The 24,591-nt window shown below is 38.5% G+C and carries 32 protein-coding genes; 23 read left to right on the top strand and 9 right to left on the bottom strand.

Annotated features, from left to right (window positions below):
* Position 1: 1 nt before the first annotated feature.
* The 3 genes from F3H00_RS03335 to F3H00_RS03325 form a co-directional block, all read right to left on the bottom strand.
* Complete coding sequence (locus F3H00_RS03335) at positions 2–1,024, bottom strand: recombinase RecT (protein WP_148800518.1); 1,023 nt, start codon at positions 1,022–1,024, stop codon at positions 2–4.
* 16 nt (positions 1,025–1,040) lie between these two features.
* Positions 1,041–1,847: a PD-(D/E)XK nuclease-like domain-containing protein gene (locus tag F3H00_RS03330; protein WP_148800520.1), complete on the bottom strand. Its 807-nt coding sequence runs from the start codon at positions 1,845–1,847 to the stop codon at positions 1,041–1,043.
* 62 nt (positions 1,848–1,909) lie between these two features.
* Positions 1,910–2,257 carry a hypothetical protein gene (locus tag F3H00_RS03325; protein ID WP_149703705.1) on the bottom strand — a complete coding sequence of 116 codons (348 nt, stop codon included), beginning with the start codon at positions 2,255–2,257 and terminating at the stop codon, positions 1,910–1,912.
* Between the two features lie 782 nt (positions 2,258–3,039).
* Here F3H00_RS03325 and F3H00_RS03315 point away from each other — a divergent pair.
* Positions 3,040–3,561 carry a hypothetical protein gene (locus tag F3H00_RS03315; RefSeq protein ID WP_148800526.1) on the top strand — a complete coding sequence of 174 codons (522 nt, stop codon included), beginning with the start codon at positions 3,040–3,042 and terminating at the stop codon, positions 3,559–3,561.
* Positions 3,562–3,564: 3 nt separating this feature from the next.
* On the opposite strand, the gene F3H00_RS03310 is transcribed toward F3H00_RS03315, so the two are convergent.
* The 4 genes from F3H00_RS03310 to F3H00_RS03295 all read right to left on the bottom strand — a co-directional run bounded on the left by F3H00_RS03310 (position 3,565) and on the right by F3H00_RS03295 (position 6,286).
* A complete protein-coding gene (locus F3H00_RS03310; RefSeq protein WP_148800528.1) occupies positions 3,565–4,029 on the bottom strand; it encodes a thermonuclease family protein in 465 nt (154 codons plus the stop codon).
* Entirely contained in the window at positions 3,947–4,825 is an 879-nt protein-coding gene (locus tag F3H00_RS03305) for a hypothetical protein (protein WP_148800530.1), read from the bottom strand. Before F3H00_RS03305 ends, F3H00_RS03310 begins: the two co-directional genes overlap by 83 nt.
* The gene (locus F3H00_RS03300; protein WP_148800532.1) at positions 4,809–5,249 is read right to left on the bottom strand and encodes a Panacea domain-containing protein; all 441 of its coding nucleotides are present in this window, start codon (positions 5,247–5,249) and stop codon (positions 4,809–4,811) included. The genes F3H00_RS03305 and F3H00_RS03300 overlap by 17 nt, the downstream gene beginning before the upstream one ends.
* 341 nt (positions 5,250–5,590) lie before the next feature.
* Positions 5,591–6,286 carry a S24 family peptidase gene (locus F3H00_RS03295; protein WP_148800534.1) on the bottom strand — a complete coding sequence of 232 codons (696 nt, stop codon included), beginning with the start codon at positions 6,284–6,286 and terminating at the stop codon, positions 5,591–5,593.
* Positions 6,287–6,400: 114 nt separating this feature from the next.
* Between F3H00_RS03295 and F3H00_RS03290 the strand changes: the two genes are divergently transcribed.
* On the top strand, positions 6,401–6,619 hold the full coding sequence (locus tag F3H00_RS03290) for a hypothetical protein (RefSeq protein WP_148800536.1): 219 nt from the start codon (positions 6,401–6,403) through the stop codon (positions 6,617–6,619).
* Here the strand turns inward: F3H00_RS03290 and F3H00_RS03285 are convergent, their stop codons facing one another.
* Positions 6,620–6,826, bottom strand: a complete 207-nt coding sequence (locus F3H00_RS03285; RefSeq protein WP_149703704.1) for a hypothetical protein — start codon at positions 6,824–6,826, stop codon at positions 6,620–6,622.
* 51 nt (positions 6,827–6,877) lie between these two features.
* Between F3H00_RS03285 and F3H00_RS10310 the strand changes: the two genes are divergently transcribed.
* Entirely contained in the window at positions 6,878–7,030 is a 153-nt protein-coding gene (locus F3H00_RS10310; RefSeq protein WP_188115295.1) for a hypothetical protein, read from the top strand.
* Here the strand turns inward: F3H00_RS10310 and F3H00_RS10305 are convergent.
* Positions 7,014–7,187, bottom strand: a complete 174-nt coding sequence (locus F3H00_RS10305; RefSeq protein ID WP_188115294.1) for a hypothetical protein — start codon at positions 7,185–7,187, stop codon at positions 7,014–7,016. The genes F3H00_RS10310 and F3H00_RS10305 overlap by 17 nt on opposite strands.
* 85 nt (positions 7,188–7,272) lie before the next feature.
* Between F3H00_RS10305 and F3H00_RS03280 the strand changes: the two genes are divergently transcribed.
* From F3H00_RS03280 to F3H00_RS03190, 20 genes are all read left to right on the top strand, one after another.
* The gene (locus F3H00_RS03280) at positions 7,273–7,542 is read left to right on the top strand and encodes a hypothetical protein (protein WP_148800540.1); all 270 of its coding nucleotides are present in this window, start codon (positions 7,273–7,275) and stop codon (positions 7,540–7,542) included.
* 90 nt (positions 7,543–7,632) lie between these two features.
* A complete protein-coding gene (locus F3H00_RS03275) occupies positions 7,633–8,445 on the top strand; it encodes a hypothetical protein (protein ID WP_149703703.1) in 813 nt (270 codons plus the stop codon).
* 12 nt (positions 8,446–8,457) lie between these two features.
* On the top strand, positions 8,458–9,303 hold the full coding sequence (locus tag F3H00_RS03270) for a helix-turn-helix domain-containing protein (RefSeq protein WP_149703702.1): 846 nt from the start codon (positions 8,458–8,460) through the stop codon (positions 9,301–9,303).
* Complete coding sequence (locus F3H00_RS03265; RefSeq protein WP_148800547.1) at positions 9,290–9,916, top strand: DUF6475 domain-containing protein; 627 nt, start codon at positions 9,290–9,292, stop codon at positions 9,914–9,916. The genes F3H00_RS03270 and F3H00_RS03265 overlap by 14 nt, the downstream gene beginning before the upstream one ends.
* Positions 9,913–10,527 (top strand): DNA cytosine methyltransferase, encoded by a 615-nt coding sequence (locus F3H00_RS03260; RefSeq protein ID WP_222862605.1) that lies wholly within the window; start codon positions 9,913–9,915, stop codon positions 10,525–10,527. The genes F3H00_RS03265 and F3H00_RS03260 overlap by 4 nt, the downstream gene beginning before the upstream one ends.
* Complete coding sequence (locus F3H00_RS03255; RefSeq protein ID WP_148800549.1) at positions 10,524–10,706, top strand: hypothetical protein; 183 nt, start codon at positions 10,524–10,526, stop codon at positions 10,704–10,706. The genes F3H00_RS03260 and F3H00_RS03255 overlap by 4 nt, the downstream gene beginning before the upstream one ends.
* On the top strand, positions 10,703–10,963 hold the full coding sequence (locus F3H00_RS03250; RefSeq protein ID WP_148800551.1) for a hypothetical protein: 261 nt from the start codon (positions 10,703–10,705) through the stop codon (positions 10,961–10,963). The genes F3H00_RS03255 and F3H00_RS03250 overlap by 4 nt, the downstream gene beginning before the upstream one ends.
* Positions 10,932–11,312 carry a DUF1064 domain-containing protein gene (locus F3H00_RS03245; protein ID WP_148800552.1) on the top strand — a complete coding sequence of 127 codons (381 nt, stop codon included), beginning with the start codon at positions 10,932–10,934 and terminating at the stop codon, positions 11,310–11,312. Before F3H00_RS03250 ends, F3H00_RS03245 begins: the two co-directional genes overlap by 32 nt.
* Positions 11,312–11,845: a hypothetical protein gene (locus tag F3H00_RS03240; protein WP_148800554.1), complete on the top strand. Its 534-nt coding sequence runs from the start codon at positions 11,312–11,314 to the stop codon at positions 11,843–11,845. Before F3H00_RS03245 ends, F3H00_RS03240 begins: the two co-directional genes overlap by 1 nt.
* Positions 11,838–13,127 (top strand): phosphatase, encoded by a 1,290-nt coding sequence (locus tag F3H00_RS03235; RefSeq protein ID WP_148800556.1) that lies wholly within the window; start codon positions 11,838–11,840, stop codon positions 13,125–13,127. The genes F3H00_RS03240 and F3H00_RS03235 overlap by 8 nt, the downstream gene beginning before the upstream one ends.
* Before the next feature lie 23 nt (positions 13,128–13,150).
* The gene (locus tag F3H00_RS03230; RefSeq protein WP_148800558.1) at positions 13,151–13,423 is read left to right on the top strand and encodes a helix-turn-helix domain-containing protein; all 273 of its coding nucleotides are present in this window, start codon (positions 13,151–13,153) and stop codon (positions 13,421–13,423) included.
* A complete protein-coding gene (locus F3H00_RS03225) occupies positions 13,410–14,984 on the top strand; it encodes a portal protein (RefSeq protein WP_187424122.1) in 1,575 nt (524 codons plus the stop codon). The genes F3H00_RS03230 and F3H00_RS03225 overlap by 14 nt, the downstream gene beginning before the upstream one ends.
* 157 nt (positions 14,985–15,141) lie before the next feature.
* Entirely contained in the window at positions 15,142–15,792 is a 651-nt protein-coding gene (locus F3H00_RS03220) for an HIT family hydrolase (protein WP_148800560.1), read from the top strand.
* 10 nt (positions 15,793–15,802) lie between these two features.
* Positions 15,803–16,114 (top strand): hypothetical protein, encoded by a 312-nt coding sequence (locus tag F3H00_RS03215; RefSeq protein WP_148800562.1) that lies wholly within the window; start codon positions 15,803–15,805, stop codon positions 16,112–16,114.
* A 26-nt stretch (positions 16,115–16,140) separates the two neighbouring features.
* Positions 16,141–17,283: a hypothetical protein gene (locus F3H00_RS03210; protein WP_149703701.1), complete on the top strand. Its 1,143-nt coding sequence runs from the start codon at positions 16,141–16,143 to the stop codon at positions 17,281–17,283.
* 10 nt (positions 17,284–17,293) lie between these two features.
* On the top strand, positions 17,294–21,541 hold the full coding sequence (locus F3H00_RS10300) for a hypothetical protein (RefSeq protein WP_188115293.1): 4,248 nt from the start codon (positions 17,294–17,296) through the stop codon (positions 21,539–21,541).
* 131 nt (positions 21,542–21,672) lie between these two features.
* Positions 21,673–22,656: an SU10 major capsid protein gene (locus tag F3H00_RS03200; protein ID WP_148800567.1), complete on the top strand. Its 984-nt coding sequence runs from the start codon at positions 21,673–21,675 to the stop codon at positions 22,654–22,656.
* Between the two features lie 2 nt (positions 22,657–22,658).
* Positions 22,659–23,042, top strand: a complete 384-nt coding sequence (locus F3H00_RS03195) for a hypothetical protein (protein ID WP_148800569.1) — start codon at positions 22,659–22,661, stop codon at positions 23,040–23,042.
* Positions 23,029–23,163 (top strand): hypothetical protein, encoded by a 135-nt coding sequence (locus F3H00_RS10690; protein WP_262367398.1) that lies wholly within the window; start codon positions 23,029–23,031, stop codon positions 23,161–23,163. The genes F3H00_RS03195 and F3H00_RS10690 overlap by 14 nt, the downstream gene beginning before the upstream one ends.
* A complete protein-coding gene (locus tag F3H00_RS03190; RefSeq protein ID WP_148800571.1) occupies positions 23,157–24,590 on the top strand; it encodes a tail fiber protein in 1,434 nt (477 codons plus the stop codon). Before F3H00_RS10690 ends, F3H00_RS03190 begins: the two co-directional genes overlap by 7 nt.
* The last annotated feature ends 1 nt before the right edge of the window (position 24,591 follow it).

The raw sequence follows: 24,591 nt of genomic DNA, 5'->3' as shown, positions 1-24,591 counted from the left end.
TTTAGCTCCTTAAATTTTCCATTAATGCATCAATACTATTCGGATCGGCTAGATACGCCTTAGCTTCATCAGGCGACACTCTAGCTAAAAGCTTTTCGGCTTCGACCTCGCTCGCGCCTCTATTCATCAGCTCGCTTTGCAAAGCGTCAAGCGGCAAAACGTCCTCGTTTACGTCGATTTCGACTTCAAACGTTGTAGCTTCGATGTATTCGGCTTCCTCAGTTTGTGAAGTTTTTGCACCAATTGAGCTGTTCGGTTTTTCCGAACTACTCAAAAGCTCGTTTAGGTTTTGCGCTGCTTTTGTTTCAGTTTTAGGCGCGTTTTGCTCGGCTCTTATCGGTTCGTCTTCTAGGCTTAGGGCTTCGGCTAGGCTGTCGTTTATCGGCAAACGGCTAGCTACGTGCTTTATCGCCTTTGCCTTATACATTTCCTCTGCCCAGTTCGCCCACGTACCGCTTAATCCCTCTTTGTTTTGGTTCGGGCTAGTGGTGCGTAGTTGCTCTAGCTTCTTTTTGCTTACAAATTCGCTAAACTCCGCGCCTTGCTTATCAACTGCATATACCAAAACGCCCTTTAGATTGGCAAACACCCAGCTTGCGCTAGTCTCGTCGCGCTCGTCATAATTTGGGTCAAAAATTATCTCGTCTTTGATGCCGCCGAAATTTTGTTTAAACCTATCGCACGTATACACGCTCACAGCTCTAAATTTCCAGCCGTTGCGATAGCCTAGCGATATAAGCCCTTTATAGCCTATTTGCAGTTGCGCGACGCCCTTATACGGCACGACGTAAGCTTGCCCGAATAGTTTATTCGGGTGCAAACCGATTTGGACTATTTGCATTGCGGTATTTACTATGCTTTCAACGCTGCAATTTCTTAATCCATAATCATTTGCCATATTTGCGATAGCACTAGCAAAAATTGAAGCCTTAGCCTTATCATTTCCAACTATGGTTGAGATTTGGTTCATTTTTGAGCCCACTAACGCCCTCGCTTGTTGCTCTCTTGGTTGTATTTGGTTCATTTGTTATCCTTTTAAATTATGCTATCTGTTCGTAAAATTTCCACGCTGGCAAGCTCAAAGTTTGCACCGCCTCTATCTTGTCGCCGTCTTTTTTTGCATAGCCCCACCATTCGTCACGTTCTTTGCAATATTTGTAAAGCTCTAGTAATTCAAGATATGCTTTCCGTCCTTGCTCTATTGCTGCTGTATCAAGCTCATAAAAACCTACAAAATAGGGGGCTTTCGTTTCAACGGCGATAAACAAGAAGTAATTTACTTCTTTGCCTAAGCTTCTTAAAATATCGCTGTAAAACGCTGCTTGTATGTGGTAATTAAAACTAGCGACCGATCTGGCAAACCCAGTAGCAGAAGCGTCAGAAGTTGTTTTTAGATCGATCACTGCTCCCATTTTCTCATTATAAAAATCAGGGCGACATTTAACCACAACGCCGTTTATCTCGCTAAAATAGCTTTGTTCGGCTAGTCCGTCTTTTAAAAATTCAGCTGTTTCATGCATAGAATTAACATTTTTTGCTATCTTTAAAGCTGTTTTTATAGTAGACCACTTTATTGGAGCTTTTTCGCCTAATTTTTTTAAAAAATCTTCATATATAGCTTTGCCCTCTTTGGTGCGTTTATCAGCTCCAGGAACTATCTTAAACTCGTTTAAAAAGTCTTCTCTTTCTAGCACTAGCTTATGCACGGCGGAGCCTAAAATTAAAGTGTCACTAGGTTCACTTTTAAGCTCGTTTTTCATTTTTAAATGCAAGGGGCTACGTGCTAGTAGGTCAAGGTCACTCTTTGATATTTCAGGGCGTGCGTGGTATTGTTTATTTGTTAGCATTGTTAAGTCCTTTTATAAACTCTAAAAACTCGCCTATTGTCATATTTGGCTTGCCGTAGAACTCAACAAGCCTCTTTAGTGTGGAGTATCGCATCTTTCTCTGCCTCCTCTCGTAGTTTTTTAAGTGTTTGTTTGTAAGTATTTGTGTAGCTTATAAAGCTATCTTTGCTAAACCCTGCTACAACGCAATACACATAAATAAGCGCCGAATACGCAAAAATATCATCTTTGCAATACTCAATAAGCAGATCAATTATTTCGCCACTATCTTCGCCAAGGGCATTTTTAAACGTGTAGCGATAGCTGTTATATACAGCTTCAATGTCGCTTATTAGTGGGTCAAACTCTTGATTTAAATTTATGTGTGCCACGTCGCTTTCAGCACACGCTAAGTCATGGCTCAAACTCATTTTTAACTCCTTTTGATGTTTAAATAGGCGATGTTTTTGATCTCGCCGCCGTTGCTAAAAAGCACTCTAAAAAATTTAATTAGCTTTTTCATCTCTAGCTCCTTTTTCTAATAGAAACCTTGCTCGCCACCGCCGTCTAGATGTCAGAAATTAATTTAGCTTGAAAAAGCAACTTTTAAAGGAAAATTTTTTATATGAAAAATGTTAGCAGGCTTTCGCATACTCCAAGCAAGCAAGGCTTTTATTAGAAAAAGTAGTGTTTTTCGTTTTATTGATAACCCTGTGAAAAACTATCCTAAATCAGGGCTGGCGATGGGTATAACATTATGTCCGCTATACTCGGGTTACCGCGTAGCTTCAGCTAAACTCTAGCTAGGAGTGGGGCTCCTGCCTGATGTCTGTCAGGGCTTTAAGGCTTTTTGTTTCGATGATAGAAGTATAGTATAACTATCCTTAAATTTATATAAAATAGAATAGTGTAGCTATACTTTTTAAAATATATTTTGTGGTATAATTTTTGTTAAATTTTTTAGGGGAGAGTTTTATGAAAAGGACATTATTTGTAATCTTAGCAGTTTGCCTATTGGGCTCTATGGAAAGCTTCGCCTACGGAAAAAGTGTAGGCGGGTATCATAAAAGAAACGGGACTTATGTCAGATCCTACCATAGAACGAGCAGAGACCATACGCAAACCAATAACTACTCGTCAAAAGGCAACTATAATCCATACACCGGCAAGAAAGGCACTAAAAGGCCTAAGTGGTAGAATTTAGGATTTAAATATGAAAAATGTCGCTTTTATATGCCTTGTTGGGCTTTTATTTTCAGGGTGTGTGTTTAATCCAAACAATAGGGATGTGGCCTTCATCGATAACAAGGCTTATTATATCCCGGTAGAGACAAAGCAGTTTATAGTAACGGACGACATAATACAACATCTTAGTAGTGTCGGAGTAAGTTGCGAGGTCGGAGATCTGATGTGGGTGTCTAAGTATGACTTTGATGAGTTGATACAATCAGAAAATGAAAACCTGCTAAGAAAATATTTTTATGATAATTTAGCTGGTTGTTCTCATCCTATGACGCAACAAGAACTGGAGTATTATATTCAAGCAATGCAGCGTAATAATCAGGTCGGGTATGGCGTATTAGACGCTATGCAAAGTTGGACCAATGGATTTAATCAAAGTGCAGCCCAACAAAACGATTATGCTAATCAGCTAAGAGAGATGAATTATAATTCAGCACGCAGGATGGAACAAAACCAGCAAGGATATTATTTTCAGCCACGACCACTATATTAAAATTTATCGCCCTTTTCTCCACTCCCATGGCGGAGTAGGATCGCTACTCTGCCAAAGCCCTAGTTTTTTCTCACGAGCCGTTTTTTCTTGATCTACATACATTCTCGAGTATTTTACATAAGCCCAAGCGTAGCCATTTAGCACCATTTGAGCGTTTATATCCTGATCTTTGTAGTGGATAATACCTAGCGTGCGTTTATATCTATCTTTGCCCTTTGGCTCTACTTCTACAACTTGTCCTGCGATCAGGCTGGCTAAAAATTGCCTTGATTTTTGTCCGTAGTCTTGCTTTTTCTCTGGAGCGTCAATGCCGTATAGTCTGACCTTTGTTTGCTCTTTGCCGCTTAGCACAGTGATAGTGTCGCCGTCGTGGACGGAAACGACCTTAACGATTAGAGCTAAAGCTGATGTTGGCGGTATTAACGTTAATAGTAGAGTTGCTATCGTATTTTTTATAAATACTTTCATGTGATACAGATACTGCAAAAAGCACCAATATTAGTATTATCGCAGCCAAATTAAAATATGAAATATGTGGGTCTAATGCGCTATTATTTTCATTATTTCTTACTATGCTTTTTACAAAATTAAATAAAAATAATAAAATATTTGTTATAAAAAAGCCTATTATTATAGATATAAGCAAAAGCTTATAAATACTTGCCTTATCTATATTTTGCAAAACGGAATTTGAGAAAACTAGCCCACTTACAAAAGCAAGGATAATTGCAGCAAATATACCTAAAATAGCGATATACTCCTTTTGCATATTGCTTAATTTATCGGTTGCTTTGTTTGCGTTATTGCTAGCGGCTTCAGCTAAAGACTTCGCATGTTTTAGTTCTTTCATCGCAATAGCATTGTTGGCGTCTCCTTTGTTTTCGATTTCGCCCATATATCTTATCTGCAATATTTCCAATACTACATGATCGTATAACTTGTAAATATCTTTTTTAAAATTGATACTATAAGCCGACTCATTTCTTTTTATATAATCTATAAATTCATCCATTGTCTGCAATAGGTCGGTAGTATTGAGGGTTAGGTGTTTATCTATGGTTGATATTATGAGAAAAAGTTTTGAATATTGATGCCTAAAATTGTTTTGATAAATTCTTTGTAGCTTTACAATATTAACTCTATATAGTTTCGACATACTACTTTTTGCTCTATTGTTTCTTTGTTTGGAGAACGAACATAAAACATTTTTTATAACTATATGGCTCTGGTCTAAAGACGGATCTAGCTCAGAAAGCATTTTCATAAATGCATTCCTTGCTTATAGTGCCGCCAAGCCCTTCCCCGTTTGCAAAGACAATATCCCAAGCTTTCCCTTTTTTATGGGTGCTATCCACAAGTTGCCAAGCATTTATGTCTCTTTTTTCTTCTATTATGCCATTAAGTCGCTGGATATTATTAGGCAAAAGGTCGCTTAAAATTTTATCGTAGTCTTTATAATCCGCTCCTATTCTAAATGCCCCCATATGGGAGTATTCATAATATACTGTGGGGACCACAGGGCCAAATTTCCATGCCTCAAAATCGTCTTCAAAAAGAGGCTCGCCTGTTTCCCTTAAAAACTCGTACTGTATGTAATAGAGCATTTTTTGAAGCTGTAAATTGCTAATAGGCTGTCCTTCTTTGTTGCATTTAGTCAATATATATCTTGCAACATCCATTGCTTTCATTTTTGCTCCTTTCGATAAAAAATCAATGAAATTATATTAAATTTTTAAGACATGTTGTGTCTAATTTATGGTTTATAAAGTATAAAATTTTAAAAGAACTGTTAAAAAAATCGTGCATTATATTAAGAAAATAACTATTTTTGTACATATTTTAGCAAAAAATATACCATATTGAGCTGAAATTGATCTTTTCTTTAAAAGCAGGCTCAATACGATACACACTTTTTCAGATCAAGCCTTCCCCTAACCTCTTTGAATTTATGGAGTAGCTGCCGACTACGCGTCTACTTTATCCCATAATCCTCAAACGTTAGCCCTTTATATACTTCGCAATGGACTTACTATATCCTTTTAGAGTTTATTGCATAACAACCAACAACACGCCCTAAAATTTCGACGTTTAACTCTTCCTCGATAATTATTGGCTCGTAGTCCTTATTGTCACTTATTAACGCCAATGTAGGACGTTTTTTTATTCTTTTTATAAATATTTCGTTTTCATATTTGCAAACATAAATAGCGCCCTCTATTTGGTTTATATCATCGCAAAAAACAACCAAGTCGCTTTCTTTAATAGTCGGCTCCATTGAGTTACCAAAACAAGGGACAATACCTAATTTTGCGTGAGGGCTTACATTAAACATAATCTTTAAATCATTTGGGTTAAAAGGTAGCAATTCAGGTTCACCAAAATCGTCGTTTTCAGCACCACGACCTGCAGAAACCACCCCGTCTTTATAAAACGGAACATAGACGGTATCGCTATTGTTTTCTCTATTTCCAGCTTCTTTATCTGGTGGGACGATCTGAAATAAGTCTTGTAAAATTAAGTCATTTGTTGGAATGCCTAATAGCTCGCACATTGCTTGTGCTTTTTCTATTTCGGGCTTGTTTTTATCGTCTTTAAACCAAAATTTTATACCGCTTTCTGATATTTCATACCCGGCTTTTGTAAGTATCTCTGCTAATTTTGCATAAGATATTTTCTTTTCCTTTAGAACTTTTTTTAATAGTGGCTTATTGAGTTTGTATTCCATGCTATCCTCCAAAGTAAAAATGTATAGTAATTATATCCTTTTTTAAAAATAATTTAATATAGCAATACTATACTATTAATAACTTTTTAAGAATAGTATAGCTATACTTTCATTATGACAACTAAAAAATTTACACAAATATTAAGAAAACATTACAGTAAAGAGGTTTCTGTCAAAGGAATAAAGTATGGCTATTTTAGCCCTAAGAGAGAAAAAATAACAGCTATGTATGTCGAGGATAGCATAAAACCGACTTTTTGGGAGGAAGTAAAAAACGGCTGGTATAGAACTCAAAGGTTAAAAGAAAAATCTCAAAAGGCTAAAAATGGCTAACTACAACCTTTTTTCTAACATTAAGCACTTATGGTCGCCCTTGCATTTGCCTTTTTTAAAAAAAGGTTTAGTGCCAAAATGTCTATTTATCAAAACACCAAAAACAACACCTGATAAAAAAATAGAGCCAATGATAAGAACAATGGATAAGAGAGTAAAGCCATTAAGGATAAGCACTTTAAGGAGTGTATCTAGTGTTTCAAACATCAATAATCCTTTGGGAAATTATAACAACAAAAATATTAAGGAGATCAAAAAATGAGTGAAGTAGAAGAAAAGAAAGAGAAAGATTTTAGAAAGTCACTTAAAAAGATGCTTAAAGAGCTTAACAAACTTCCTATAGACGACCAAGCCAAGATGGTAAAAATGTTGGCTAGTTACTGCTCTATGAGAGCTAATTATGATCTTTAAGCTTGTCTAGAGCAGGCTTAATATTTTCAGCGATGGTGTTAAAAATCTCGGCTACTGCTTCGCTGTATTTGGCGGGATCAACAAAAATACCACTTGCTGGCGATTGCTTTTCTAGTAAAGCTTTTGTGAGTTCTAAAACTATCTCTTTATCTGTCATATAAGTCCTTTTTGTGGATTTCTTGGCTTGGTCGCTTAGAAAATTTTAAAAGGGCTTATATGAAAGATAACTTAAGGAGCGTGTAATGATCGCAAACAATAGCCTAGAGGCATACAACAAACTAAAGCCAGAGCTAAGCGGCAAACGTAGAGCCGTATATGAAATGTTTTGTGAGCACAAAGAGGGTGCGACAAGGCAAGAAATAGCACGCTGGTATAACGTAGCGATAAACAGCGTTTGTGGACGTGTAAATGAGCTAGTAGAGCGTGGCTATTTAATCGAAGTTGGCTCCAAAAAAGACGCAATAAGTGGGTGTAGCACATCGATATTAAAACCCACTGAAAGGATAGCGTAATGCCTAGTATAGAGCTTGTGATCACATCGTTTGTAGCTGGCGTCATCTTGTTTGAGTTGATAAATTACTTCAACTTTAGGATATGAAAATATGGATTTAAGTGACTTTAGCAAAGAGCAAATTTTAAGAGAACGCAGCCGACTATCAGATATGAAGAGGCGTTGCAACGATCCTAAAAACAAAGACTACAAATTTTATGGTGCTAGAGGTATAAAAATCTGCGAGGAGTGGATGAATAACCCAACTAGCTTTTATCTTTTTGCACTTAAAGAAAACAAAGGGCGCGAGGGGCTCACGATAGATCGCATAGACCCAGACGGAGATTATGAGCCCTCAAATGTGCGTTTTGTGTCACGCCACAAGAACTGCGTAGAAAATTTTGTAGGCAAGCAAGGCAAAGATACGCCTAATTTTCGCATTTATGCCAAACATGGCGGACTTTACGAAAACCAATACGAAAAGAAACACTTTAAAGATGTGTGTCGCCACTTTTGCAATCAACGTCGCAAAGGTGGCTGGAGCTTATATGAAAGCTTGAACGTCCCAGTAGGACAAAGGCGCGATATGTTTTGGTACAAGATAGAAAAGCGAAAAACCGAGTTTTTTAACGAGATATTTCTAAATTTAAAAGACCAACTAGCTATTTACCCTGAACTAGGTAGCCCAAGAGCTTGTCCTAAATGTAAAGAAGAATCAATGTTTTTAAAAATGGATTATCCAGTGAGAATGGAGTGTGCCTGCGGTTATCGTTTAGACTTACAAACGGTTAAGGCTAAATTTAGTGCTAGACACGCGCCTAGAGTAAGCAAAGTAAAAATCAATGCAATACTAAAAAAGAGCAAATACGAACCTAGAACCGAATATATAAGCAGTCTAGGAGCTCAAAGCGGTATAGAAATTTAAAAGGGGGTTTAGATGAGCATAAGGATAATGAGCCAAGTTTGGAATATGGAGATCGATGATAGCACTGCAAAACTGACACTTATGGCTTTGGCTGACTTTTCAGATGATGAGGGCTATTGCTACCCTAGCTATGAAGTTTTAGCTAAAAAAATATCAAAATCAAAAAGAACAGCAATAAGAGCAGTTGAAAAGTTGGCTGAGCTTGGATTTTTAAAAAAAGAAAAAAGAGAATTAAAAGACGGAACAAGCAGTGCAAATCTATACAAAATTTTAAGTGAAAACGATAGGGTGACACAGACGCACCCTAGGGTGACAAACGAAAAAGAGAGGGTGACAAGCGTGACACTACCTAGTGACATAGATGACACCCCTAGGGTGACAAGCGTGACACCGTGTAGTGACAAGGGTGTCACCCCTATTAATATAACCACCAATAGAACCGTCAGTAGAACCATCAAAGAACCGTCAATTAACCCCCTACCCCCTAAGGGTGTTTCACTGCCTGACTTCATCGATCCAAACCTATGGCAAAAATATCTAGCCTACAAGAAAGAGCGACGAGAAAAACTAAGCACTGAGGGTATCGAGATGAAATTTAGCGAGTGGGCTAAGTGGGCGAGTGAGGGCATAGACGTAAACGAGTGCCTAAGAGAAGCAATGCGTAACGAGTGGCAAGGGGTATTTAAGCCCAAGACGCAAGGGGGTAGCGGGCGAAACGTGCCGAACAATGCCGCAACAAATCCACACGGACTAAATCAAGGCACGCTCAACACAATGCGAGCTTTTAGAGAATTTGAAGCCCAGCTAATAGCTAGCGGTCAAGGTCACAGAGTAGGAGGAAATTATGACGACAAATGAGTTTTATGACGTATTTATGCCGATAGTCGAATACTACAAGGCTGATCTTAGCCCAGCGGTTATCGCACTTTATTTCGAGGACTTAATGGACTACGAGGCGAGCGAATTAGCCGCGGCGCTAAAACTAGTCAGACAAACGCGAAAATATCCTACGATGCCTACATCGGCGGAAATCTTAGAAGCACTTAACGGAGACGAGGGCGACAAAGCGCAAAAAGCGTTAGACGAGCTGGTTTACGCGATAGGACGATACGGACCTTATCGTAGCGTGTGCTTTAAAGACGGCGCGATAATGTCAGTAGTGCGCGCTAGGGGCGGCTGGGTAAAGGTTTGCAACCTAGGAGGACAAGACTGGGAGAATTTTAAAAAGTGGGACTTCGCCAAGCTTTACAAGATTTACGCGAAAACCCCGCAAATTTGTCCTGATTATCTAATCGGCGAGAGCGAGGCGAATAACGGCTTTAACGGTGTAGGCGGAAACGAGCCAGTATATTTTATCGGTGGAGCTAACGACGGCAAGTTTATGGGCGCGGCTAAATTTAAAGCCCTAACTGAGCAAAAATCACCTATTAAGGCGATATTGACGGGCGTGATAAAAAGGATTGGGGCGTGATCAAAGTTTTAAATCTTTTTGCAGGGCTTGGTGGTAACCGCAAGTATTGGGACGAAGTAGCAAGAGAAAAAGGCATAAGCATAGAAGTAACAGCCGTTGAGTTTGACCCTGAAATAGCAAAGGCTTATGCAAAACGCTATCCAAATGACAACGTAATAGTAGGCGACGCTTGGGGCTACGCTGCTAAAAATTATTTAGATTTTGATTTTATATGGGCTAGCCCTCCGTGTCAAAGTCACAGCAGATTAAATTTTTGTAATAACTCACGCAATGAGGCAACGAGAGTTTTGCCTGATTTTAGGCTTTATGAACTTATATCGTATCTTAAGACGTTTTGTAAAAAAGCTTTTGTAGTTGAAAATGTAGTGCCATATTACGAGCCGCTCATAAAGCCGACCGCTGAGATAGGTAGGCATTATTTTTGGGCTAATCTTGATCTATTTTTTTTAAGTAATGATAAATTCAGGATCATAGAGAAAGTTAAAATAGGCGACTTTAAAGACCTTGACTTGAGCGAGTTTAATATAACAAATAAACGCCAGGCTATAAGAAATGAAGTTGATTATGAGATAGGCAAAAAGATATTTGAGCGTTATTTGGAGAGCAGATGAAAGCCGTATATATCACAATAGCCGAAAGCGGAGCTAGCATAATCGCAAAGGTAGCGGACGAAAACAAAAAGATACTTGATAGCTTTGAGATAAGCCGTAAGGATGCAAGCGGAGTGCTTGAGATAATGAGAAAGTGGAACGAGAAGCACAAGAGCGATGATACAAAGGGGCTATTTTGAGGCTAACTAAAAGCAAAAATAGAACCTATCAGCTAAGACTACTTGAAGCATACCCACTTTGCCAAATATGTGAGAAACAACAAAGCATAGAATGCCACCACGTAAGATATGGCAGTTTTGGAGCAGACAAGGACGATAGTAAGCAAATAGCCGTTTGTAGAGAGTGCCATCAATGGTGTCACGCACACAAGCATGAAAGCATAGAAAAATACGAGGAGGTAGCTGATGAGAATTGGCAATGTTTCGGTGAATGTTAGAAACAAATACCACAACCGCAAGACCAAAGGCTTTGATAGTGCCAAAGAGTGGCGACGTAACCAAGAGCTAGAAATTATGCAAAGAGCAGGCGAAATAAGTGAGCTAAACCGCCAAGTGCCGTTTGTGCTAACGCCAAGCTACACAATAGCAGATAAAACAACCAAGCAAGGCTTTAGAACCGTACGCGAGATCAGATACATAGCAGATTTTACATACCGCCTAAAAAATGGCAAGCGGATAATAGAGGACGTAAAAGGAATGCAAACGGACGTTTTCAAGATAAAGCGAAAACTACTAGAGAGAAAAATAGCCCTTGGAGTAATAGAGGGCGAGTTTAGGATTTATTAATGGCGAAGATAACAGAGGCGATAAAAGAGAAAATTTTAGCTGACTTTCATACGGGCAAATTTTCACAAAGGGAGCTAGCAAAAAAACATAGCGTATCAAATGGCACTGTGGCCAATTTACTCAAAGGATTAACGCCAAAAAATGAGCATTTAGTTGAAGCTCAAATAACGCTGTTATCGGCACAAACTCAAAAATCAGAAATAGAAATGAGCAGTATTTTGAGCACTGCTAAAGATGAAGCATATAATCGCGGATTAATATTTAATGCTACTCAAAAAAATCTTAATCGAGTGATGGACATGTTAGATAAAAATACTAAATTTGAAAAAGTTGGTGTGGGCGATGGAGTACAAAATTTCGAACCAGTAGAGCTTAATGCAAACGACTATAAAACACTGCAAGATATGATTGATAAGGCTAGTTTAACGCTTGGGGTTAATCAAAGAGTTGCTGCAACACAGATCAATAATGCAAACGTGCAAAGCGAACAAAAGATCATAATCGAGCGAAAGGAGCTAAAAGGTGATGAGTGAAGCAACTCTGAGCCTAACCTATACGCCGTGGCAAAAGGAAGTTTTTTTTGAGAATACCGCACGCTTTACAACGATAGAGAAAGGACGCCGTGTGGGATTTACCAAAGGCATAGCAAACGCTACTATCGAGTGGCTGCTCGAGGGTAAAAAAGTGCTTTGGGTAGATACTATCACATCAAACCTACAAAGATATTACGAGCGTTATTTTTTGCCTGAGCTAAAGGCTCTACCAAAAGAGCTTTATAAATTTCACGCACAAGATAAAAAGCTAAGCATCGGCGAGGGCTACCTTGATATGAGAAGCGCAGAACGTCCAGAAAATATTGAGGGCTTTGGCTACGATATAGTGATCCTAAACGAAGCCGGCATTATTTTAAAAGATGCCTATCTTTGGGACAACGCCATAAGAGCAATGCTACTAGATAACCCAAAATCAAGAGCGTTTATAGGTGGCGTGCCAAAAGGCAAAAACCGCTTTTATGACCTTGCCAAACGTGGAATGAGCGGCGAGAAAGACTGGGTAAATTTTCAAATATCAAGTTTTAACAACCCACTGCTAAAAAAAGAACAAATAGACGAAATGGTGGCAGAACTTGGCGGTATAGATAGCGACGTAGTACGCCAAGAGATATACGGCGAGTTTTTAGACACAACCTCAAACGTGCTTTTTAATCTTGCTCTAATTGAAAATGCCTTTAGCACTCAGATGCCAAACGAAAAAACCAGCATTGTCTGGGGCTTAGATGTGGCACGCGAGGGCGATGATGAAAGCGTGCTTTGTATTAGGCAAGGATATGGCGTTACAAACTTTTTCACTTTTAGGCTTGATAGTGTTACAGCTTTAGCAAGAGAAATTTTTGGTATATATGAGAGAAGTGAAGAGAAGCCAAGCGCTATTTTTATTGATAGCGTTGGAGTTGGGGCTGGAGTATTTGATACTTTGGTTGATTTTGGCTTGCGTGGGATAGTTAGAGAGGCTAAATTTTCATACAAAGCAACAAATGAAAAACTTTACGCAAACAAAAGAGCGGAGGCTTATTTTACACTCAAAGAGAAATTTAGACTGCTTAGCATCGTGCCAAATGACAAACTCAAAAAACAACTTAGCACTATTAGTTTTTATTACGACAAGAAAGAGCGATATTTACTCTTGCCAAAAGAGAATATCAAAAAAGAGTTTGGCTTTAGCCCTGACTTGGCGGATGCTTTAGCTTTGACGTTTTTTGATCCACTACCAGCAAAGATTAACACAATCAACTACGATGACGGAGGCATTTGGTGAAAGAGTGTCAAAATTGGGTAGATTTGAGAAAACAAATCGAGTATATTTCAGAAAGTATCGACGTAGAACTAATTAGAAAGGTGGCAACACTTGATGATGAGGCTTTGCGTCTTTGCTTTTGTGTGATGATTTGCGAGTGGCTTAAGGGGGCAAAGTTTATCCCTACAAAACAAGCCAAAATCTGTCTTGCTAAAGCCCTGAAAGAAAAAGGGGTGAGTAAAAAAAGAGTGAGCGAGCTAACAAATATCAGCATAAGCACAATTTACAGATTAGGACACGAAAATGACAAACGATGAAAGAATAAGCTACCTCGAGGAGTTAGTGCAGACAGCATACAACGGATATGCGGAGTATAAACCATTTTTTGACAAGCTAAATGACGCTTATTTGCTTGTGTTAGAAAGCAAGCAGTATAACAGCCTAAAAGAGAGAAGCAAGAGCAAAAACTACACACCAAAGCTAAATTCAAAAGCAAAAAGGATATATGACGGCCTAACCGAAACATATTTCAACAATGACACATTTGCCAAGCTAGAGCCTTATGTAAACTCAACACATGACGTGATCAACAAGTGGCAAGAGGCGCTAAATTTCTATTGCGACAAGATAAATTTGTATAAGATTTTTTCACCTATCTTCTTAAAAGCTGCTTTTAGCCCTAGCTCGGTAGTAAAAGTGTTTTGGGGGAAAGATGAAGCAAAGATAGAGGAAGTAGACATAAACGACATCTATTTTGATCCTGATGCAAAAAATACAGACGACATCCGCTATATCGTGCACAGAATTTACCTTACAACAAACGACATCAAAAAGCTAATCAAAAATAAAACATTTAAGCAAATTGATCTAAGCGAGAATAGACCTTATAAGAGAATTTGCCTAAATGAGATATACGAACTAAACGATGAGAAATGGAGCGTTAGCACGCTTTACAATAGCGAACTACTAAGAGATAAAGTAGAACTAAAAGACGGACAGCCATTTATTTTTGGCTATATGCTGCCACAAACAAAACGCAATACCGATAAAATGTTTGTTTGCGCTTATGGCGAGCCTGCTCTTGCTTCGCTTTTGCCTTTACAAGATGAGCTAAATGCGATCAGAAACTCAATTACGGACGTAACAAGAAACCAAGCAACGCCAAAGATCATTTTTAACCGAAGTGCAAGTATATCAAGGGCTGATTTAGAGCGCCCAAGTGGTGCGATTTTTACTGATAGCCCAGCAGACATCAAGATAATACCGCCTGGCGACATCAACGCTTCAATGGCTACACTTCAAGTGATCGAGCAGGAGATGAGCGAAGTAAGCGGAGTAAGCCCACAGCAAAACGGAGCACCAACAACTAGGCAAGAAACAGCAACAATGGCGTCAATTATGGCAAATGAGGGTAGCGTAAGGCTTCAAGGGTATATAAGAACCTACAATGAGACCTTTTTTGAGCCTATATTTGAACGCCTTGCATTTTTAGTTTGGAAATATGGCGATCCATTATTTTTTGCAGGGTTTAATCGTGGTGAAGCACCGAGCTTTAACATAAACCTAAACACTGGGATAGGCGCATTAAACAAAGAGGTGCAAAAGAAAAGTCTAATGGATGCTAGCGGGATTATATCAGCTCAATTCGGTATGTGCTTACAACTTGGGGACGGCGATGGTGCAAATAGAATGAAAGAAGCAAACGAGAAAATCCTATTAGAGCTATTGCCACTATATGGCATAAAAGACCCAGAGAATTTTATCGGAAAGGAGAGTGAGCTTGCTAAACAACTTAAGCCACAGGCTATTTTACCAAGCGTGGCAGAGCCTATCGCAGAAGCAGGAGCTTTACCAGCTGACGCAATGCCAAGCATTTAGGGATTTTTCAGAATATCTATTAGGGCTTTATGCGGCAAGTGTGACCGCTAGCCAAAATGAAAAGAACAGCGATGAAATAAGGTTAAGGGCGATTGAGAATATTAAAACACTCGAAAGCCTTTTAAGTTTTTTTGAAAATTACAAAGAGGAGTAATAAATGACAGAGCAAGAAGCACTAAACGAATTGGTAAGTATCGTAAATGGTGACGAGCAGGTAGAGCCTGAAACAAACGAAGTGGCACAAGAACCACAAGAACAGCCAGCAGAGCAACCAGTAGCAACAGAAGAGCCAAAAAAAGAGGAGCTTAGCATAGAGGCTATTAAACAAGCAATGGCTGAGGCGATGGCTGCAAAAGAACAAACACAAGAGCCAGCACAGCCACAGCTTGACCCTGAAAAACAAGCACTACTTGAAAGCTTAGGGCTAGGCAATTTAAGCGAGCTGAAAAACCAAATGGATCAAATCTCACAAGCTCAGGCAGCACAAGCAGAGGAGGCAAGGCGACAAGCAGTCTTTGACAAAAACCTAGCAGAGTTTAAAAAAGACTACCCAACAATACGCCCTGATGATCTAGCAGAGTTTGCAAAAGCTCACGGCATGAGTGATCTACTTGGCGAAAATTATGTGGGTTGGAAAGCAGTCGCAATGGGAATGATCAATGTGGCAAAAAGCAAAGAAAAGCCAGACGAAATTTTAAGTGGCTCAAATGCAAGCAGTGAGCTATCGGCGTTTGATAGAGCAAAAAAAGGCGAGAACGTGAGCGACGTAGAGTATGGCGCAGAGCTTTTGAAATTAGCCGGGCTATAAGGAGTATAAAATGGTAGGAACTGAAAATGGCGTACTTGGAAATATTTTTAGCTGGCTTGGCGGTTCAAGTGGTGGAGATAAAAACGGTGTAGGTGGCACACCTAACTGGCTAACAGCTTTAGGAACTGGTGGTGCGTTATGGAGCGCTTATAATCAAAGCAAAATGGCGAAAAAAGCATTTAATCTAAATAAAGATGCTTACGACTTTAACAAGATGCTTTCACAAAGGCAATTGCAAAGAGAAAATCAGGCAAACCAAAATTTAGTCAATGCTTGGAACGCATCAAACTTTCATAAACAACAAGAGGATGAGGCTTATTAATTTAAGCCTCACAAAAAGGAGCAAAAATGCCATATTTTAACCCCAACAAGGTAGATTTTAACTATAACACGAACACAATAGACGCAGTGGGTGCTACTGGCAGAGCATTATGGGATATTTACCAAGACAGCGTAAGAAACAACTTCACTAAGCAGAAATTAGCAGAGGAGAATAGATCAAATTTAGCAACTGAGCAACACAACATAAATAAACTAAATGAAGATATTCGCCATCACACAACAACCGAAACTGAAACAGCAAACAATAACGCTATAACTCAAGGGTTAAAGCGTGATGAGCTTGGTATAAGAGAGAAACAAATTAACGCTCAAATAGACGCAACCAATGAAAGCAGAGCCTTTAATCAATGGTACAAAAACCAAATGCTACTAGATAGACAAGCAGCAAGGCAGGCGTCGCAGGAGCAAAAAGATATAGACCTAAAAATAAAAATGCAAGCAAATGAAGATGAAGTAATCGCACTTGCAGAGGCAAATTCAGACAATGCTTTTTTAGCAGGACAATATGGGGCGCTAAACCCTGACGGAACGATAAATAAAGATAAATTTGTAAAAACACTGGTGGCTCAATATAAAACAAACCCAAAAGCCGCCGTCACTGCAATAAATAAAGCACTGGCTGAGAAAAAAGCACTAGATGCGAACCTCGCACAAAGCAACACCATAAAAACAATAGCAGTGTTAAAGGAACAACTAAGTCAAATCCCAGAGGATAAAAAACTAGATGATTACGACGGCTGGCTTGATAAAATTGGCGACAATATAAATGCGCTAATGGGAGGAGGAGCAGATAAGAAAGCAGCCGAAGCTATCTTAGCAACGTTAAACAACTTAGGCTTTCAAAACATGAGAGTTGGCAGAGCTGACGCTGAAAGAAAAGATTTTGACAAGAAATTTAAAGTAGAGCTTGATAGTGTCATTGCCGATAACGACAAGTTTTCTCAAGCTCAAAAACTACAAGGGATAACAATACCTGCTGCCATAAAAGAGCTGGAGCTAAAAAGAGATAGTGTAAGTAACCAATATGCAAAACAGCGATACCAAAAAGAAATAGATGAGGCTAATGAAGTAAATAAGAGATTAGACAAGTTTTTTAATAAAAGTGCCAATAAAAGCACTAAAGATTACAACAATGTGAGCGAATATTAAAAGGACAAAAATGCAATTTAATCAACTAAAAAACCACGATACCTTTGTAAATGATAAAAAGGCGCTAGGGATAAATACCCAAGCAAATGAGCTAAAACGATCAATGACAAACTATTTTAGCGACCCAGACGATCGCTATGACAACCGAATAAGGGAAGCCAACGCTGACAATAACGCAGAAATGGTGGATGCAATAAATAGTATCAGGGCGCAATTTGACGCACAAGTGCCACTAACGCAAAAGTTTTTTGGCGATAAAGCAAAGGTAGATCAAAAAGGGGTTGATGCATTAAAACAAATATCAGCTGAGCTAAAAAGACAAGGCAAAGGTAGCCTTGTAAATGCTGACGGCAATGTCCTTTTTAAAAACAAAGCTGGAGAGCTTGTAGATTTAGACCAAGGTATATTAAAAGACCTTTGGCATAGCACAAAGGCGAACAAAGGGGCTATTGCTGCAGGCATAGGGGGAGCGCTTTTAGCGCCAGTTACTGGCGGAAGTAGTTTATTGCCGGTAATGGTAGGTGGAGCGACTGGCTCTGCGCTTGGTGCAGCAGGGGATTATGTGGGCAACGCAAATGATACTGGGCAAAACGTAGATACCGGAACACTTGCAAATTTAATGTTAGAAAACGCAGGACTTAGTGTATTAGGCGATGGTGTAGGTTATGCAGTAGCTAAAGGCGGCAAAGCACTAATAAATAAAGCAGGCGATGTAATTAACAAGAGCAAAACATTAAAAGATAGCCTTGGCAATGAAATAAAAGATGTAAGTATAAAACAAAAAGTTACAAATGCAATAAATAATACCCCGCTATTAGGTGATGTAACAAGCTCAAATCACGCACCAGCAATGGGAGATATAACAAGGAGTATTAAAGCAGCAGATGCAGTCTTGTCGCCTGAAGAGCTGGCTGAAAAAGAGGCTTATTTAGCCAACAATAAAATAGAGTTAAATGATATAAACACTTTAGGGCTGAAAGCAAAGGCTTATGCAGATGATTATGCCAACAGAACAAGTAGCCCTTGGGTAAAAGATAAAGTCACAAAGGCTGGCGAATACGTAGAGAATAAAGCCAAAGGCACACTTGACCCACAAATCACAAAAGAGCAAGAGATCGCACTAAATAATGCCTTTGCTGATCCTAGCGAAATGAAAACTATTGCAGATGTAATAGGCAGTGATGACTTGGTGCGAAATAAAGCTATAAAAATAATTGATGACCAAGCACAAAGGAGATTAGAAGCAGCTGGCATTGATAAAAACTTTAGGATAAACCCTGAAAGCTTTAGAAAGCTAGATGATCAAGACAAGGCTCTAGTAAGTGAAATTTTAGGTAGTTACGTAAATGCTACAAAGAGCGATTATAATCAGGTAGTGGATGCCTTTAAACGAGTTGCAGGAGATAGCCCACTACAAATAGATAAAAAGGGGTTGGACGATACAATAAACAGCATTGTGGCTAATTACGCAAAAGTAGAGGATAGAGATAAAATGCGTATAGCCTTAGACCAAATGGCGCAAGAGGGGTTTAATATTAATAAAGCGTTTGATGTTAGGCGTTATCTCAATAAAGCAATAAGAAACTCAGATTATACAGGCGAGCAACAAGCAAGAACCTTAAAGGAGGTGTTAGATGATAGTATGTTTAGCTCTCTTGGTGATGATGGAATATTAAGAGCACTATTAAAAGAACAAGATGATAAATATGCTCAAATGAAAGCACTAAAAGATACCAGAATTTTTAATAAAAACAACGATCTTTTAAATGATGATTTTAGCTTTAGCAAAATGGGTGAGTTAATAAATAAGAATAACGATGTTTGGGCTAAGGCGACAAAAGGCCTTAGTAAAGAACAAATAAGTGAGATAGAAAAAGCATACATTAGAAACACTATCAAAGATGAATTAGCTGATCTTGGTATGAATAGAAAAGGGTTTAATCCTATTGCGGTAGCAGAAAAACTAAGCGACGCTAAATTTGTAAGTGATGAAGCAAAAACTTTACAAAAAGCACTATTTGATGATGCAAAATTTCGCCCAAACACAAAAGGCATAATTGACGCAATAGATGCAGGGCTAAAGACAAAGAGCCAAGGTGGAAGTATAGCCACAAGCTTTAGCGGCAAAGTAGCTATGGCATTTGTAGCAAGAAGTTTTGAACGCTTGGCAAAACATATCCCACTAATAGGCAAACAAGCGGGTAAAAAGAATTTATATGCTGAGGCATTTTTAAAAGCAAAAACTACGTCTGACGCTTTAACCGATATAATGAAAAACGAAGCTATACCAATAAAAGATAGATTTGATCTACTTACTCAGGCACAAAGCAAAGAGATAAGGAGTTTAATTGATGATTTTATGGCTAAAAAAGAGCAGGCAAAAAGTGAGCTAATAAAAATGGACGCCGCAGAAGGCAACCCTAAAAACGCAGAAATAAAAGGGGATAATTTTATCACAAAAGAAAGTCCAGCGCCAAAGAGTAATTTAAATGTAAAAGTTAGCGTGGATGACTGGGTGAGGGAACTATCAGAAATAAACAATAACGAGCTTAGTGCAAATTTATTTATCTTGCAAAATAAACACCCTGAATTTTTTAAAAAGCCAAGCGATGTGTATAGACTGCTAAAAGAGATAAAAAATAACCCAACTCACTTCTTTAAAAATAATCGTCCAGACATGGCTTTAATAGTTAAAGTTTTAGAAGATGGGAGCGTAGGGAAACTTGGTATAGTAAAGGAAAGCGGTCATGTTGGGCACTTGTCTAAAAGCACAAATAAAAATGAAATGGGTAGGCTAAGAAAAGCCAACGAGAAAGAGCTAAAGGTAGGGTCGCCATATCCTACACTCCAACGTGCTGATAATAATCAGGTCGGACCGACGGCTGGTGCAAAAAGCACGTTCTCTAGCTCTAATGGGTCTATTATACCAAAACAAGCACAAGAAGAGTTTAAAAAGCTTTTAAATGAATATGATGTGGATAAGTTTTTAAGCGATAGAGAAAATATATTGGCTAAAAATGCAAAATATGGCAGAAATAGAATAGCTGATAGAAATATTGAGAGTAACGACGGAGTTGGCGGCTGGGAGTATAAGCTAACTCCAGCAGGTTATGAAAAAAACTATAAGGCAGATTTTTTAACTACAAAAGCTGACGTTGCAAAGATAAGAGCTGGAAAGATGGATGAGGCTACTTTTAATAAACTAAAATCTGATCTTGAAAGCAGTAATGCACTAGGCTATGAGTATAAAAAAGCCAGTGAATATGCTGATATGGAAGACTTTGAGCGAGAATTTGGAAGCTTATATAACCCAAAAGGTGGCAGAACTATCAACGCAAACCCACATATCGCAAGTGGCTTACTTGGCGGCACAGCAAACGGCACAGACGAAAACGGCAATGTAAGCCCTGAAGAGTTTGCAAAAGGTTTTATATATGCGTTGTTTGGATCAAAGATAACAGCCGAGGGAGTAAAAAGAGTAAGCCCTGAGCTTTATAATAAGATACTAAGCATATCTAAAAAGCCAAGCAAAGAGATAAAAAAGATAGTAGATGATGCAGGAGCCGATAAACTCGCTAAGCAAGAAAAACGAGGCATCTATAATGTCACATATAATGGTAAGAACGCTATACAAATAAAGCAAGACTTAGACAACATAAATGATGCTATCAAATACGAACGAGGCAATATTGGTAAAGGAGCGAAGCATATAAGCATCAGGCACTTAGATGATGAAAATAAGGCCGGCTTTGTTACGAAAGAGGAATTGCTAAATTTGGGTGAAAATGTGCGTAATTTTATTAAAGAACACAAAGAGCCATTTGTAAATAAGAAAAATGCTCGTATTTATGAGTGGGAAGATGATAAAGGCGTCAGGTTTAAGCTAGTAGTTAGTAATAAAAATGGCGAAGGGAGAGGGTTGCCGCTTGGCAAAAGCCAAGACGTGTCCTCAATTACTAATGACCTTCGCCCAGCCACGAAAAAGGGGTTAAGCCCAAGTGGCAGCCTTGACAACATTATAACCTTTTATTCTGATAGAAACTTAAAAGAGCCTATGAAGTTTGAAAATCCAAAGCTAAAACTACTTGATGCGATAGATGCAAGCAACAATAAAGCAGACTTAGTTAAGAAAGTGTTATTAAACAAAGACATAAGCGACGGCGTAAAAGCTAAGGCAGTAAATAGACTAACTAGAAATAAATTTGCTCAGGCTACTAAGGGCACATACATTTCTACTAAAAACTCTCAAGACAATTAAATAAAGCCCTATCTTTTAGGGCTCACTTTTTTAAAACACACTAAATTTTCTTTTTGATTTTCTCAAAATTGGGTAGATTTGACACAGCCACAAATGATAAATTGCTCTTAAATTGCATAAAAGGAGCAAAAATGGCAATAACAACTACTGGGTTTCAAGCCCCAGCAACAAGACGTGAAGGCTTAAAGCCCTCAGTCTATGACAACATAATCTTAATAGGTGCTGACGAGACGCCTATACTTAAACTAATTGGCACTTCAAGTGTAAAAGGTATAGAGCACTCTTGGCTAACTGACAGCTTGGCTGCGCCAAAGAAAAACGCACAACTAGAGATTTCTGACTTTGATGATCAGATAAAATCAAGCGTGCAAAAAACTTCAAATGCAGTGCAAATTTTCACTTCAAATGTTAGCGTTTCAAGAAGTATGCAAGCAGTGGCTACTTATGGTGGCAAAGAGCTAGAGCGCGAGACAGCTAAAAGAGCAAAAGAGCATAAGCTAGATATGGAGTATGCTATCTTTGGTCTTGGTCGTGATGCTGATGTTAAAAAGAGCGTGTTTAAAGCACCGACTGTTAGAACTGACGCAACGGCTGGCGAAATGGCAGGCTTGTTTTATTTCTTGGCTAAAGGTGCAGCTGCATTTGCTGCTGGCAGACGTGGCAATGTTGTAGCATTTGATAGCTCAGGCGATTGGAAAGGAACACCAAAAGAACTAACTGAGGCTGTGTTATCTGGACTATTACAAAACATTTGGGACGCAGGCACAACTCCAAAAGATGTCTTTATCGGTGCTGATCTAAAGCCAGCTATCAATAAAATAGCAACTCGTCAATTTGGCAACGAGAAAAATATCAACTCTAGCGTTGTTAGCCTTGACACTGACTTTGGCAGGGTAAATTTTAGACTTCACCGCTTCTTAAGCCCTAAATACGGCTTGGGCGATTGTATCATCGCTGGCGACTTTGACTACATGAAAAATGGACTACTTGTACCAACTGAGTTAAAAGACGTCACAACTTCAAAAACAGCTATCCAAAAGAGATACTACACAGAAAGTTGTATCGAGGTAAGAAATGCAGACGCATTCGCAATAGGCGTTGGCTTAAAGGCATAACAATGCTTTGCACTGAAGCCAAAAAACATTTGAGCTTTAAAACGACAGCAGGGGTTAAGCTCCCTGCTGATGATATGCTTAGCTCACTATTTTTAGAAGCTATGCTTTTTTGCTGCGATAAGTGCGTACCTAACGTCCTTATTAGGCGAGTGGATAGTGAAGAGACACCATATAGAAATTTAAAAGAAGATACTTTTATTTGCGTGCCAGATATACCAAATTTTAGTAATCCAAAAGAGCATTTGCAAATAGACGAGCCTTTGAGTTATGCAGTGATTAACTACGTAGCCTTTTTAATAAATAAAGACACTTATTATCGCACGCTAGCAATTGAAGCGATAGCTGACTACAACGCAAATGAAATGAGTGACTATGACCGAATATGATTTATTTAAAGTTTTAAAAAACGCAAGAGATTTAAGCAAGATAGATCTTTTGCGTTTTTTTACAGAACTAGGCGAAAAACTAAAAAAAGCTAAAGAAACTATAAAGGCTAAAAAATGGTAACAATAGAGGAATTGAAGCTTGGTAATAGAACGCTAGAAGCATTAAAATTCTTACTCTCTCAAATAACTGAGCTAGAAACAGCAGTAAGCCAAATAAATATAAGTGAAATAAAAGAAGCGAATACTTTAACAAAAGAGCAAATAGCGACTTTGCAAGATGTTAAAAGTGCAGTTGAAGCAATAAGCTCTGATTTAAATCTGAAAAAATCAGATTTTGACGAGAAAAAACAAAATTTTGATACCAATATGAGCGCCTTTAGAAGTGATAAGGCAGATTTTGACGAGAAAAAAGCAGATTTTGATAGTAAGAATAATACTGCACTAAGCAATTTCGCTTTTATTTCTGACAATGTAGAAAAAATAAATAGCACAAGTGCGCTTTTGGCTGAGGCAAAAACTGTTTTAGAAGCTATTAAGCCAATGGAGCAAAGAACGCAAGCGGCGCTTGATACTATAGTAAACTCACAAGCTAAATTTGCAGAATTAGAAGCCCTAAAAACAACACTACTTGAGCTAAAAAGATCACTTGAAAACATAAGCACAACTGGGCTAATAACAGATACTAAAGTTAGTACAACTCAGACATACTCTAGTAAAAAGATAGAAGATTTAGTAAATAATACCAAGACTGCTCTTACAGCAGATATAGAGAGTAAGACGGATAGTTTGACGACTATTATGAATAATCAAAAGCAGTCTATAACAACTCTTGATGGTAAGATTAATACTACTCAAGGTAATTTAAACAACTTAGCTACAAGTGTATCAACCACTTTATCACAAAAGGTTGATGCAACGACTTACAATACTTTTGCAACTAAGGTAACAAATGATTTAAGCAATAAAGCTAATAAAAATGATGTACCATCAATAACTTCTTTAGAAGCTATTTTTCAAAAAATAACCGACAAGATCGATGCATACACCAAAGCGGAGAGCGACGATAAATTTGCATTAAAAACGGAGTTACAAAAGGCTATACCAGTTGGAAGCTATCTTTTATACAGCTCAAACTCAAATACTCCAGATGGCTTTTTACGCTGCGACGGCTCAGCTCTTGACAAAACAGCGTACGCTGCACTCTTCTCCGTAGTCGGATACACGTACGGACGAAGCGGCGATAAATTCTTACTGCCAAACTTCGCGGATGGAAAATTCATGCGTGGCATTGGTGGCAATGCAGCCGCTCTGGGTACAGCTCAAGGGGATGCAATAAGAAATATCACTGGTAGCATAGTCACTAGAAGTAACACCGATGGTAACATACAAGCTCAAGGGGCTTTTGGTGGTGAAGTAAATTCTAGTTGGTGGGCACAAATGACAAGAGGGTCAGGAACTAATATTAACTTTGATGCTAGCCGAATAGTGCCAACAGCTAACGAAAACCGCCCATATAACATGGCGGTAGTCGTGTTAATCAAATACTAGG

The organism is Campylobacter concisus, assembly GCF_902460845.1.
Classification (GTDB): domain Bacteria; phylum Campylobacterota; class Campylobacteria; order Campylobacterales; family Campylobacteraceae; genus Campylobacter_A; species Campylobacter_A concisus_X.
Note: the sequence above shows the minus strand (reverse complement) of the source record. Positions and strands in the feature narration are given on the sequence as shown.

Bases quoted from the DNA above. Each gene is read 5' to 3' on its own strand.
- F3H00_RS03220 (WP_148800560.1), top strand. From the start codon at position 15,142: ATGACAGAGCAAGAAGCACTAAACGAATTGGTAAGTATCGTAAATGGT.
- F3H00_RS03295 (WP_148800534.1), bottom strand. From the start codon at position 6,286: ATGGAATACAAACTCAATAAGCCACTATTAAAAAAAGTTCTAAAGGAA.
- F3H00_RS03245 (WP_148800552.1), top strand. From the start codon at position 10,932: ATGAGAATTGGCAATGTTTCGGTGAATGTTAGAAACAAATACCACAAC.
- F3H00_RS03285 (WP_149703704.1), bottom strand. From the start codon at position 6,826: ATGTTTGAAACACTAGATACACTCCTTAAAGTGCTTATCCTTAATGGC.
- F3H00_RS03265 (WP_148800547.1), top strand. From the start codon at position 9,290: ATGACGACAAATGAGTTTTATGACGTATTTATGCCGATAGTCGAATAC.
- F3H00_RS03215 (WP_148800562.1), top strand. From the start codon at position 15,803: ATGGTAGGAACTGAAAATGGCGTACTTGGAAATATTTTTAGCTGGCTT.
- F3H00_RS10310 (WP_188115295.1), top strand. From the start codon at position 6,878: ATGAGTGAAGTAGAAGAAAAGAAAGAGAAAGATTTTAGAAAGTCACTT.
- F3H00_RS03330 (WP_148800520.1), bottom strand. From the start codon at position 1,847: ATGCTAACAAATAAACAATACCACGCACGCCCTGAAATATCAAAGAGT.
- F3H00_RS03280 (WP_148800540.1), top strand. From the start codon at position 7,273: ATGATCGCAAACAATAGCCTAGAGGCATACAACAAACTAAAGCCAGAG.
- F3H00_RS03255 (WP_148800549.1), top strand. From the start codon at position 10,524: ATGAAAGCCGTATATATCACAATAGCCGAAAGCGGAGCTAGCATAATC.
- F3H00_RS03305 (WP_148800530.1), bottom strand. From the start codon at position 4,825: ATGAAAATGCTTTCTGAGCTAGATCCGTCTTTAGACCAGAGCCATATA.
- F3H00_RS03270 (WP_149703702.1), top strand. From the start codon at position 8,458: ATGAGCATAAGGATAATGAGCCAAGTTTGGAATATGGAGATCGATGAT.
- F3H00_RS10690 (WP_262367398.1), top strand. From the start codon at position 23,029: ATGACCGAATATGATTTATTTAAAGTTTTAAAAAACGCAAGAGATTTA.
- F3H00_RS03200 (WP_148800567.1), top strand. From the start codon at position 21,673: ATGGCAATAACAACTACTGGGTTTCAAGCCCCAGCAACAAGACGTGAA.
- F3H00_RS03335 (WP_148800518.1), bottom strand. From the start codon at position 1,024: ATGAACCAAATACAACCAAGAGAGCAACAAGCGAGGGCGTTAGTGGGC.
- F3H00_RS03310 (WP_148800528.1), bottom strand. From the start codon at position 4,029: ATGAAAGTATTTATAAAAAATACGATAGCAACTCTACTATTAACGTTA.
- F3H00_RS10300 (WP_188115293.1), top strand. From the start codon at position 17,294: ATGCAATTTAATCAACTAAAAAACCACGATACCTTTGTAAATGATAAA.
- F3H00_RS03300 (WP_148800532.1), bottom strand. From the start codon at position 5,249: ATGAAAGCAATGGATGTTGCAAGATATATATTGACTAAATGCAACAAA.
- F3H00_RS03290 (WP_148800536.1), top strand. From the start codon at position 6,401: ATGACAACTAAAAAATTTACACAAATATTAAGAAAACATTACAGTAAA.
- F3H00_RS03195 (WP_148800569.1), top strand. From the start codon at position 22,659: ATGCTTTGCACTGAAGCCAAAAAACATTTGAGCTTTAAAACGACAGCA.
- F3H00_RS03190 (WP_148800571.1), top strand. From the start codon at position 23,157: ATGGTAACAATAGAGGAATTGAAGCTTGGTAATAGAACGCTAGAAGCA.
- F3H00_RS03210 (WP_149703701.1), top strand. From the start codon at position 16,141: ATGCCATATTTTAACCCCAACAAGGTAGATTTTAACTATAACACGAAC.
- F3H00_RS03235 (WP_148800556.1), top strand. From the start codon at position 11,838: ATGAGTGAAGCAACTCTGAGCCTAACCTATACGCCGTGGCAAAAGGAA.
- F3H00_RS10305 (WP_188115294.1), bottom strand. From the start codon at position 7,187: ATGACAGATAAAGAGATAGTTTTAGAACTCACAAAAGCTTTACTAGAA.
- F3H00_RS03315 (WP_148800526.1), top strand. From the start codon at position 3,040: ATGAAAAATGTCGCTTTTATATGCCTTGTTGGGCTTTTATTTTCAGGG.
- F3H00_RS03225 (WP_187424122.1), top strand. From the start codon at position 13,410: ATGACAAACGATGAAAGAATAAGCTACCTCGAGGAGTTAGTGCAGACA.
- F3H00_RS03275 (WP_149703703.1), top strand. From the start codon at position 7,633: ATGGATTTAAGTGACTTTAGCAAAGAGCAAATTTTAAGAGAACGCAGC.
- F3H00_RS03240 (WP_148800554.1), top strand. From the start codon at position 11,312: ATGGCGAAGATAACAGAGGCGATAAAAGAGAAAATTTTAGCTGACTTT.
- F3H00_RS03325 (WP_149703705.1), bottom strand. From the start codon at position 2,257: ATGAGTTTGAGCCATGACTTAGCGTGTGCTGAAAGCGACGTGGCACAC.